At 58.0% G+C, this 9,791-nt stretch carries 10 protein-coding genes; 5 read left to right on the top strand and 5 right to left on the bottom strand.

Annotated features, from left to right (window positions below; translation table 11 throughout):
- The 5 genes from groL to ACTF58_RS13025 form a co-directional block, all read left to right on the top strand.
- On the top strand, positions 1–1,380 hold a 1,380-nt coding region (gene groL / locus ACTF58_RS13005), incomplete at its 5' end, for a chaperonin GroEL (protein ID WP_438992395.1).
- A 142-nt stretch (positions 1,381–1,522) separates the two neighbouring features.
- Entirely contained in the window at positions 1,523–2,014 is a 492-nt protein-coding gene (locus ACTF58_RS13010) for a GNAT family N-acetyltransferase (protein WP_438992396.1), read from the top strand.
- A 3-nt stretch (positions 2,015–2,017) separates the two neighbouring features.
- A complete protein-coding gene (locus ACTF58_RS13015; RefSeq protein WP_438992397.1) occupies positions 2,018–2,866 on the top strand; it encodes a DMT family transporter in 849 nt (282 codons plus the stop codon).
- 59 nt (positions 2,867–2,925) lie between these two features.
- Positions 2,926–3,657 (top strand): esterase/lipase family protein, encoded by a 732-nt coding sequence (locus tag ACTF58_RS13020; RefSeq protein WP_438992398.1) that lies wholly within the window; start codon positions 2,926–2,928, stop codon positions 3,655–3,657.
- The gene (locus tag ACTF58_RS13025; protein WP_438992399.1) at positions 3,650–4,804 is read left to right on the top strand and encodes an alpha-D-ribose 1-methylphosphonate 5-triphosphate diphosphatase; all 1,155 of its coding nucleotides are present in this window, start codon (positions 3,650–3,652) and stop codon (positions 4,802–4,804) included. The genes ACTF58_RS13020 and ACTF58_RS13025 overlap by 8 nt, the downstream gene beginning before the upstream one ends.
- Here ACTF58_RS13025 and hpaH read toward each other — a convergent pair.
- From hpaH to ACTF58_RS13050, 5 genes are read right to left on the bottom strand one after another with little or no spacing between them, the layout of a single operon-like run.
- The gene (gene hpaH / locus ACTF58_RS13030; RefSeq protein ID WP_438992400.1) at positions 4,785–5,579 is read right to left on the bottom strand and encodes a 2-oxo-hept-4-ene-1,7-dioate hydratase; all 795 of its coding nucleotides are present in this window, start codon (positions 5,577–5,579) and stop codon (positions 4,785–4,787) included. The genes ACTF58_RS13025 and hpaH overlap by 20 nt on opposite strands.
- Positions 5,576–6,430 (bottom strand): fumarylacetoacetate hydrolase family protein, encoded by an 855-nt coding sequence (locus ACTF58_RS13035; RefSeq protein ID WP_438992401.1) that lies wholly within the window; start codon positions 6,428–6,430, stop codon positions 5,576–5,578. Before ACTF58_RS13035 ends, hpaH begins: the two co-directional genes overlap by 4 nt.
- A 13-nt stretch (positions 6,431–6,443) precedes the next feature.
- Positions 6,444–7,427, bottom strand: coding sequence for a 3,4-dihydroxyphenylacetate 2,3-dioxygenase (hpaD, locus tag ACTF58_RS13040; protein WP_438992402.1), 984 nt, complete (start codon positions 7,425–7,427; stop codon positions 6,444–6,446).
- A gap of 26 nt (positions 7,428–7,453) precedes the next feature.
- Complete coding sequence (gene hpaE, locus ACTF58_RS13045) at positions 7,454–8,965, bottom strand: 5-carboxymethyl-2-hydroxymuconate semialdehyde dehydrogenase (RefSeq protein WP_438992403.1); 1,512 nt, start codon at positions 8,963–8,965, stop codon at positions 7,454–7,456.
- Positions 8,962–9,354 (bottom strand): 5-carboxymethyl-2-hydroxymuconate Delta-isomerase, encoded by a 393-nt coding sequence (locus ACTF58_RS13050; RefSeq protein ID WP_438992404.1) that lies wholly within the window; start codon positions 9,352–9,354, stop codon positions 8,962–8,964. Before ACTF58_RS13050 ends, hpaE begins: the two co-directional genes overlap by 4 nt.
- Positions 9,355–9,791: the final 437 nt, after the last annotated feature.

Genomic DNA, 9,791 nt, shown 5'->3' on the forward strand with positions numbered 1-9,791 from the left:
ACAACAACTGCGACAGTTCTGGCGCAAGCCATTGTCAAAGAAGGCATGAAATCAGTTGCTGCGGGCATGAACCCGATGGACCTGAAGCGCGGCATCGACCTTGCGACAAGCAAAGTTGTCGACGCGATCAAGGCAGCGGCACGTGACGTATCAGGCACAGATGAAGTGGCCCAAGTCGGCACGATCTCAGCCAACGGCGAGCGCGAAATCGGCCAGCAAATCGCAGATGCGATGCAAAAAGTTGGCAATGAAGGCGTGATCACTGTTGAAGAGAACAAGGGTCTGGAAACAGAAACTGTTGTTGTCGAAGGTATGCAGTTTGACCGCGGTTACCTGTCACCTTACTTTGTGACAAACCCAGACAAAATGGTTGCAGAACTCGAAGACTGCCTCATTCTCCTTCACGAGAAAAAGCTTTCGTCGCTGCAAGCCATGGTGCCCCTGCTGGAGCAGGTGATCCAGTCACAAAAGCCGCTCCTCATCATCGCAGAGGATGTTGAAGGCGAAGCGCTTGCGACACTCGTCGTCAACAAGCTCCGTGGCGGCTTGAAAATCGCTGCTGTCAAAGCTCCTGGTTTCGGCGATCGCCGCAAAGCCATGTTGCAAGACATTGCGATCCTGACAGGCGGTCAAGTGATCTCGGAAGATCTCGGCATGAAGCTTGAGTCAGTGACAATGGATATGCTTGGCACAGCCAAGAAAATCTCGATCACAAAAGACGAAACAACAATCGTTGATGGCGCTGGCAACAAAGCCGAAATCGAAGCGCGCGTGGCCCAGATCCGCACGCAAATCGAAGAAACAACGTCTGATTACGACCGTGAAAAACTCCAAGAGCGTGTTGCGAAACTCGCCGGTGGTGTTGCTGTTATCCGCGTAGGCGGCATGACAGAAGTGGAAGTGAAAGAGCGCAAAGACCGCGTTGACGATGCTCTGAACGCCACACGCGCGGCTGTTCAGGAAGGTATCGTTGTGGGTGGTGGTGTTGCACTTGTGCAGGCCGCCAAAACACTCGAAGGACTTTCAGGCGACAACAGCGACCAAGACGTTGGTATCTCGATTGTGCGCAAAGCCATCGAAGCGCCACTGCGTCAGATCGCTGAGAATGCGGGCGTTGACGGTGCGGTTGTTGCGGGCAAAATCCGCGAAAGCAGCGACCTCAAGTTCGGCTTTAACGCTCAAACTGAAGAATATGGCGATATGTTCAAGTTTGGTGTTATCGACCCGGCCAAAGTTGTGCGCACAGCTCTGCAAGACGCCGCTTCGGTTGCTGGTCTTTTGATCACAACAGAAGCCATGGTTGCTGACAAGCCGTCAAAAGACGGCGCGCCAGCAGGCGGCGGTATGCCCGACATGGGCGGCATGGGCGGCATGATGTAAGACGAATTCGCTGAGCGAATTCTGTCTTCCCGACAGGCTTTTTGCGTCGCAAAGATGCCCAGAGGGTAAGCTGCAAAAATAAGAGAGGCGCTCCAAGCGGGGCGCCTCTTTTCTTATCGAGACAATCCGTTAGGCTCCTCACATGAACACACCAATTTTTCCGTCTTTCCTGCGTCCGATGAAGCCTGAAGAGGCCGCGCAGGTTGATGCGCTGCTGCGCGCAGCGTTTGGTGGCTCTGATGAGGCCGAGCTTGTCGCGAAGTTGCGCCATGCGGGGGCTATGGTTGGTGAGATGGTTTTGCCGCTCGGCGAGGCGGTTATCGGCTATTATGCCCTCTCCAAAATGGTGGCGCCGCAGGGCTGGCTCTGTCTTGCACCTGTGGCGATACGGCCTGATTGGCAGGGTATGAACCATGGCAAGAGAATGATCGGCCAGCTTGTCGCTTGGGCCGAGGGGGCGCAAAAGCCTGTTGTGGTGCTGGGGCCGCCTGCGTTTTATGAGCGGGCAGGATTTTCGGCCACAAAGGCAGCCAACCTTGTAACGCCCTATCCCAAAGACTTCACTCTGCTGGCGGGGCATGACGGCGCGCCTGCGGTAGAGCTGGTCTATCCCAAAGCCTTTGACGGGCTTTAGGCGATGCGATTGTTCCTTCTTGTTGCGCTCACCATGTTGGCCTTTTCTGCGAACTCGGTGATCAACCGTTTGGCGCTTGTTGAAGGCGAGGCGGGGCCAGCGAGCTTTGCGGCCATACGGCTGCTTTCGGGGGCGATTGTCCTCGCGGCTCTGGTGCAGATCCGTGGGCACGCGGTCTGGCGGCTCACGGGAAGGGCCACGAGTGTTGTCGGGCCATTGGCGCTTCTGGCTTATGTGCTTGGGTTTTCCTTTGCTTACGTAAGCCTTGATGCGGGCTTGGGCGCGTTGATCCTGTTTGGTGGTGTGCAAATCACAATGTTTGCCGGCGGGGTGTTGCGGGGCGAGGATGTTCCGCCGCTGCGCTGGGCGGGCGGCTGCCTTGCCTTTGGCGGGCTTGTTTTTCTGATGTGGCCAAGCGGGAGGCTCCCTGTCGATTTGGGCGGCGCGGCGCTTATGCTTTTGGCGGCGCTTGGGTGGGGCGTTTATTCTCTTGTCGGGGCAAGGGCCAGCGATCCGCTTGCAACCACCGCGCGCAATTTTGTCTGGGCGGCACCTTTGGCGGTGTTGCCTGCTGTGTTGTTTTGGGATGGTATGAGCGTGATGGGCGCAGGTCTGGCTGTGCTCTCGGGGGCTGTGACCTCGGGGCTTGGCTATGCGCTTTGGTATCGGGTCTTGCCACATCTGCCCGCAAGCATGGCTGCTGTGGCACAGCTCACAGTGCCTATCCTTGCTTTGGCAGGCGGAATGCTTCTGATCGGTGAGGCAGTAAGCTGGCGGTTTGGCGTCGCGACGGGTCTGGTTTTGGGCGGGGTGTTGCTTTCGTTATACCGGCCGCGCAGAACGCCCATCTGATCAGGTCAGCTGCGTCTTTGTCTCTTTCATCGTGCTGGCAGAATGGCTATCTGGGGCCCATGCGATATGCCTTGGCCTTTCTCATTTGCTGCTTGCCTGCGCTGCTGCGGGCTGAGTGTGTTGTCTTGCTGCACGGTCTCGCGCGCAGTGACACGTCGCTTTATCTCTTGGAAGAAGTGCTCAAAGAGCAGGGCTATCAGGTTGTGCGGCCTGATTATCCGTCAACGAAAGAGACCATAGCTTCGCTGGCAACTGCGGTCTTGCCCGAGGCCACGCAGGCCTGTGGCGACACGCGGGTGCACTATGTCACGCATTCTATGGGCGGGATTTTGCTGCGCTACTGGTTCGCGGGGCTAAAGCCTGCAAATCTTGGCCGTGTGGTCATGTTGGCGCCGCCCAATCAAGGCTCCGAAATTGTCGACGAGTTTGGCGATTGGGAGGTGTTTGGCTGGTTTAACGGGCCTGCAGGTAAGCAACTGGGCACCGGCGCAGAGGGCGTTGCGGCGCATTTGCCGGATGTGGATTTTGAGTTGGGTGTGATTGCGGGCAACCGCTCGCTCAGCCCTGCGTTTTCGGTTTTGCTCAAGGGCGATGACGATGGCAAAGTCTCGGTGGCCTCGACAAAAGTAACGGGGATGGCAGACCATATTACCCTGCCTGTGACCCATACTTTTTTGATGAACAACCCGCTGGTTGTTGCGCAGGTTCTGGCATTTTTGCGCAATGGTAAATTCGACCACGAGCTGAGAATGCTTGATATGGTCTTGGGAGACGAAACATCCGATGAGTGAGCTTGCACTACGATTTGTCGGGGCCGAGGTGCTTGGCCCTGAAGGGCTGACGCGGGGGCCGCTGTCTTTTGCTGATGGTCTGATCTGCGAGAGCGGCGGGCGCGATGTGAACCTTGCGGGCTATCTTGTGCTGCCCGGGCTGGTTGATATTCACGGTGACGGCTTTGAGCGGCATCTGGCGATGCGTCGCGGGGCCATGAAAGACCTTGGAGCAGGCTTGCGGGCCGCCGAGGCCGAGCTTGCGGCCAACGGTGTGACCACGGCCGTCATGGCGCAGTTTTTCAGCTGGGAGGGGGGCTATCGCGGGCCTGATTTTGCGAGCCAGTTTCTGGAGGCTCTGGCACTGACCGCGCAGGACACTGTGACGGATTTGCGCAAACAATTGCGATTTGAGACCCATATGTTGGACGACTACCCCCGCTTTGAAGCGCTGGTGGCCAAGTATGGTGTCGAATATGTGGTCTTTAACGATCATGTCCCGCATGAGCGGCTGGCTAAGGGGTTGGTGCCGCGGCGGTTGAACGGGATGGCTCTGAAGAGCCGCCGTAGCCCCGAGACGCTGCACAAACTTTTACAAAAGATGTATGAAGAGCGCGGGCGTGTGCCTGAAGCTTTGCGCGGGCTATCTGCGCGGTTGCGCGTGCAGGGCGTGACGCTTGGAAGCCACGACGACCGCAGCCGTGAAGACTGTCTGTCTTGGCGGGATATGGGCGTGACGCTGGCGGAATTTCCCGAGACGCTGGAGGCGGGGGAAGCGGCGCATGGGCTTGGCACCGGGGTTATTCTGGGCGCGCCCAATGTGGTGCGCGGGGGCAGTCACAACGGCAATGTGAGTGCTGTGGATATGATCGCTATGGGGCTCTGTGATGCGCTGGCGTCTGATTATCACTACCCCTCATTGCGGCGCGCGGCCTTTTTTGTTCAGGAAGCGGGGCTGTGTGATCTGGCCAGCGCTTGGGCTTTGGTCTCAAGCGGGCCGGCGCGGCTCTTGGGCCTCAAGGATCGCGGCACGCTGCGCGCGGGGCTGCGCGCCGATCTCATGATTGTAGAGGCCGAGAGCCGCCGCATGGCCGCGACAATTGCGGGCGGGCGGATCAGCTATATGTCTGGCGATATTGCCAAGCGCTTTATTCAAAGTGGCAGCTGACCACGCCCCATGGGCCAAAATCAGCCTCGATCAAGGTCTCGGCGGGGCATTCGAGCGGGCGGATGAAACTGCCTGAAAGGATGACCTGACCTGCTTCAATGCTTTGGCCATAAAGCTCCATGCGCGCGGCAAGCCAGACGATCCCTTGCACAGGGTCATTGAGCACGCCTGCGCCAAGGCCTGTCTCTTCGACCTGCCCGTTGGCAGAAACGATGGCCCCGATCCAGCGCAGATCGGAAGCAGGATCAAAGCGGCCCTCGCCCAACACGATACCCGCGTTGGCGGCATTGTCCGAAATCGTATCAAATATCTTGCGGCTCTGGCCTGTGGCAGGGTCGCGGCGCAGGATCCGCGTGTCGAGAATTTCGATACTTGGGGCGACATAGTCGGTCGCCGCGATGACCTCTTCGCGCGTTACACGGCCCTTGAGGGGGGCTTTCATCACAAAGGCAATCTCGGCCTCGATACGGGGCTGGATAAAGCGCCCCTTGGGGATTTGCGCGCCGTTGGCAAAAGCCATGTCCTCAAGCAAAACGCCACTGTCGGGAATGTCGATCCCCAGCGCCATTTGCATGGCGCGCGAGGTGAGCCCAATTTTCCAACCGATCGGTTTGGGGCCGCTGGCCTGCTTGAGCGCCACAAATTCGGCCTGAATGGCGTAGGCATCATCCATTGTGATGCTGGGGTAGGCCACAGAGAGCAGCCCCGTCTGAACGCCCGATTTTTCGGCCTCAAACAGAGCTTTGGCGGCAGATTTTATGTCTTCGGGGGTCATTCGTCTCTCACTGTGTTGCGCAGCGCGCCAATGCCTTCTGCGGCGACGATGATTTCATCGCCTGGAACAAGAAAGCGCGGTGGGTCAAAGCGCGCGCCCGCGCCTGTGGGGGTTCCTGTGATGATGATGTCGCCTGCCACGAGTGTGGTAAATGTCGAGATATATTCAATCTGGCGGCGGATCGGAAAGAGCATCCGAGAGGTGCGGTCGTCTTGACGCAATGCGCCGTTCACATGGGTTGTCAGGCGGATGTCATCAAGCTGGTCTGCCCGCTCGAATGGAACAAGCCACGGGCCGATTGCGCCCGAGCTGTCCCAGTTTTTGCCTTGGGTGACGTTGAATTTTGCGTGGCGCACCCAATCGCGTAAAGTGCCTTCATTACAGAGGGTTATAGCGGCAATGTGATCAAACGCATTAACTTGTGAAATGCGTCTTCCGCCCTTGCCGATGATGATGGCGATCTCGCCTTCATAGTCAAGCTGGGGCGTTTCGGGAGGGCGCAAGAGCGCCTCTCCGTGGCCTGTAAAGCTGCGCGCAAAACGCGGGAAAAGTGACATATTGGGCGGGGCGTCCTGACCGTCTTTATACTCGGCATTGCGGTCGGGGAAGTTGACGCCAACGCAGATTATTTTCTCAGGGTTCGGCACGGGGATCGCGTAAGTGAAGCTATCGTTTGGATGGGTCACGGCGCGGGTTTCGGCGGCTTGGGCAAGCGTGGGCAAGCCTGCGGCTTCTATCACATTGCGCAGGGTCTGCCATTGGGGGAAGGCGGGTGAGAGAGCGGTAAACCCCGCCTCGCACACGGCTCCGTAGAGCTGGCCTTCCGAGGTATTGACGGTTGCGAATTTCATGAGGCTGGTCCTGTTATGGGGCGATGATCGGGCTTGCGGCGAGCGCGCTTTCTTGTGTCTTAACGTCGACAAATTCGCTCCCGTGCTCAAACCAGCTGCGGGGGGCGGCTGCGCCCCAGAGGGTCTGGCGCTGCGGGTCTTTCAGATCCCATTTGATTGGCTCGAGGTCTGGGTCGACCGTTTGATAATCGGAGCAATAAATCTCGATCCGGTGGCCGTCAGGATCAAGGATATAGAGGAAGAAGGCATTGGAAATGCCGTGACGCCCAGGGCCACGCTCGATGTTTTTGACATAGCCTGTGGTGGCCATCAAATCGAGGAGATCAATGATATTGAGCGGGGTTGGCACCCAGAAGGCAACATGGTGCATTCTGGGGCCTGTGCCGTTGGTGAAGGCCATGTCATGGACGCCGCCTTTGCGGTGCATCCACGCGGCCCAGAGCTTTTTGCTCTCTTCATCCTCTGTGTATTCGGTGACGCGAAAACCGAAGGCGCTGTAGAAGGCGACAGAGGCGTCGACATCGGGGGAGAAGCAGTTGAAGTGATCAATCCGCAAGGGCTTGACCCCGCCATAGAGGGCATATTTTTGGTGAATGGGGGGGAGGCGGTCCATTTTGTGGTAGAATTCGAGCGGAATGCCTATGTTGTCCGAAGTCAACAGGGTGCGCCCTTGATAGGGGCGTTTCACCCATGAGGTGGGGCGGCCTTTTGATTTGAAAAACGCCTCTGCTTTGTCCAGATCATCTTCATCAAATGTCTTGAAGCCCATCACCTCGACGGTTCCGGGCTGGTCTGATTTCTGGAGGATGATGCAGTGATGCCCGCGCTCTTCCATGGCGCGCAAGTAGACGTGGGTATCGCTTTCATCGGTGATCTGAAAGCCGAGGATTTCGGTGTAAAAGCTCTTTGATACGCCGAGATCTTTGACGTTCAGACAGGTATGAGACAGGCGTATCGTGTTGAAATCAGGGTAAAGATTTGGGGCTGGAACGGGCATGGTATGTCTCCGGTGTGTCTAGGGTCTCAAGCGCCGAGGCGGGGGATTTTATGCTCTCCGATGGCAAAGCCGATATGCTTTTGTTCCATGTAGAACTCAAAGCTCCAGTCGCCGCCGTCGCGGCCAATGCCTGAGGCTTTGACGCCGCCAAAGGGCGTGGGCAGGTGGCGGACATTTTCGCTGTTTACCCAGATCATGCCAGCTTCGAGCTTGTCTGTGAAGCGCATGGCGCGGGTGATGTCTTGGGTCCAGACATAGCCTGTGAGGCCGTAGTCGACGCCATTGGCGATTTCGAGGGCTTCGTCTTCGGTTTCAAATGTCAGGGTCGTCAGAACGGGGCCGAAAATCTCCTCCTGAGCGATGCGCATATCAGGGGTGGCGTCTGTGAAGAGGGTCGGGCGCACGTAATGGCCCTTGCCTTGAGGGGCTTTGCCGCCAGCGGCGATTGTGGCGCCGTCTTTTTGGGCGATGTCAAAGTAGGAACAGACCTTATCGAAATGAACCTTATGGATGAGTGGACCAATTTCTGTATTTAAATCAAGAGGATGGCCTACCTTAATGTTGTTTACGCGGGCCACGAGTTTGTCGATAAACCCGCCCGCAATGCTCTTTTGCAAGAGCAGACGGGAGGAGGATGTGCAGCGTTCGCCGTTGAGGGAGTAGATCATGAAGATGGCGGCGTCGAGGGCGCGGTCCTGATCAGCATCGTCGAAAACAATGACCGGATTCTTACCGCCCAGTTCGAAGTGCACGCGCTTGAGCGATTCGGAGCCTTGGCGCATGATCATGGAGCCTGTTTTGCTCTCGCCGACAAAGGCGATGGCGCGGATCAGTTTGTGCTCGGTGAGCGCCTTTCCAGCGTCTTCGCCAAAACCGTTCACGAGGTTCCAAACCCCATCAGGCAAGCCTGCGTCATGAGCGATTTCACAGAGGATGCTGGCGGTCACGGGGCTGAATTCGGCGGGTTTGTGCACCACCGTGCAACCCGCAGCCAGCGCGGGGGCGATTTTCCATGTCGAGAGCATGAACGGCGTGTTCCAAGGCGTGATCACGCCAACAGGGCCGATCGGCACGCGGGTTGTCACATTCATCAGCGTGGGCGAGGGCAGGGACTGACCGTCGCGCGCCGCAGGGGCACGGTCGGCAAAGAAGCGGAAGTTCTCAGCCCCGCGCAGGGCGGCTTTTGACATAAACCTGAGCGGCTGGCCCGTATCAAGACACTCGGCAAAGGCGATTTCTTCGGCGCGAGCCTCGATCCCGTCGGCGATTTTATGGAGTATTTTCTTGCGCTTAGCGGCGGGCATATCGCGCCATGCGGCGAAGGCGGCATGGGCGGCACGCGCGGCGGCGTCGATATCCTCAGCGCCTGATCTGGCGACATGACAGAGAAAGGCTTCATCCACGGGGGAATGGTTTTCAAAGGTTTCGCCCGAGCGTGCGGGAACGGATTTTCCGCCGATCCGGTTCATCACGCCGCCCTCTTTGAAGCGGGCGAGATAGGCCTCTGCTTTGGTGATATTGGCGCTTAAATCGCTCATGTGATCTCTTTCTTCAGGTGGTCGCGGATGCTGCCTGCTTTGGGCGACAGGCTGGCATCAATGTCGCGCATCTCCAAGGAGAGCGCGATCGGATGGGTGGCCATGGCGGGCGCAAGGAAGCCCTCCAAAGCCTTGAAAATATGGGCGGTTGCGGCTTCTTTGGCCGTCTGGGGGCGGCCTTCGCGCAGGCGGATCGACAGATCAAGGAAGGCGTGGGCCGGATTGCCATCGGCGATGCTCACATGATCAGCGCGAAAGGCACGGATGCGCAGGCCTGCGAGGGGAAAAAGGCCCGTTTCAAGCGCGGCCACGCGGAGCGTTTCAAGCAGCGCGGGCATCTCCACGAGCGCCTCCAGATTGGCCGAATATTCTATGGAAAAATGCGGCATTCGGGCGGGCTCCTCTCTTCTTGTTAACGTGTTAAGTAGATTGGAGGTCTGAGTCAAGTGTTAACTGACTGTGACAGCTGCGGTGCGCAAGGTTAACGGGGCAAAAAACAGCTGATTCTAGGGGGGTGACAAGTGTGCACTTTGCGTGCACCGGGCGTGCACCGCCTTGAGGGGGGATGTGTTAACGGAAATTAAGATAACGGGGCGTGCGGTCCTTCGGGGCTTTGGGGCGTGTGAAGAGGGGCTGTGAGGGCATCTTTTGAAGGGTCGCATTTTCGCTTTGCGAAAATACGACCCGTTGAGGGGGCCAGCCCCCTCAAACTCGCACTGTTGATAAGGGGGCTGTTGATGAGGGGGCCAGCCCCCTCAAACTCGCACCGTTCATGAGGGGGTTGTTCATGAGGGGGCCAGCCCCCTCAAACTCCCCCGGGATATTT

Source organism: Lentibacter sp. (genome assembly GCF_965657785.1).
GTDB lineage: Bacteria > Pseudomonadota > Alphaproteobacteria > Rhodobacterales > Rhodobacteraceae > Lentibacter.

Excerpts from the sequence above, each read along its gene's own strand:
- ACTF58_RS13010 (WP_438992396.1), top strand. The coding sequence starts at position 1,523 with ATGAACACACCAATTTTTCCGTCTTTCCTGCGTCCGATGAAGCCTGAA.
- ACTF58_RS13015 (WP_438992397.1), top strand. The coding sequence starts at position 2,018 with ATGCGATTGTTCCTTCTTGTTGCGCTCACCATGTTGGCCTTTTCTGCG.
- ACTF58_RS13020 (WP_438992398.1), top strand. The coding sequence starts at position 2,926 with ATGCGATATGCCTTGGCCTTTCTCATTTGCTGCTTGCCTGCGCTGCTG.
- ACTF58_RS13025 (WP_438992399.1), top strand. The coding sequence starts at position 3,650 with ATGAGTGAGCTTGCACTACGATTTGTCGGGGCCGAGGTGCTTGGCCCT.
- hpaH (WP_438992400.1), bottom strand. The coding sequence starts at position 5,579 with ATGACCCCCGAAGACATAAAATCTGCCGCCAAAGCTCTGTTTGAGGCC.
- ACTF58_RS13035 (WP_438992401.1), bottom strand. The coding sequence starts at position 6,430 with ATGAAATTCGCAACCGTCAATACCTCGGAAGGCCAGCTCTACGGAGCC.
- hpaD (WP_438992402.1), bottom strand. The coding sequence starts at position 7,427 with ATGCCCGTTCCAGCCCCAAATCTTTACCCTGATTTCAACACGATACGC.
- hpaE (WP_438992403.1), bottom strand. The coding sequence starts at position 8,965 with ATGAGCGATTTAAGCGCCAATATCACCAAAGCAGAGGCCTATCTCGCC.
- ACTF58_RS13050 (WP_438992404.1), bottom strand. The coding sequence starts at position 9,354 with ATGCCGCATTTTTCCATAGAATATTCGGCCAATCTGGAGGCGCTCGTG.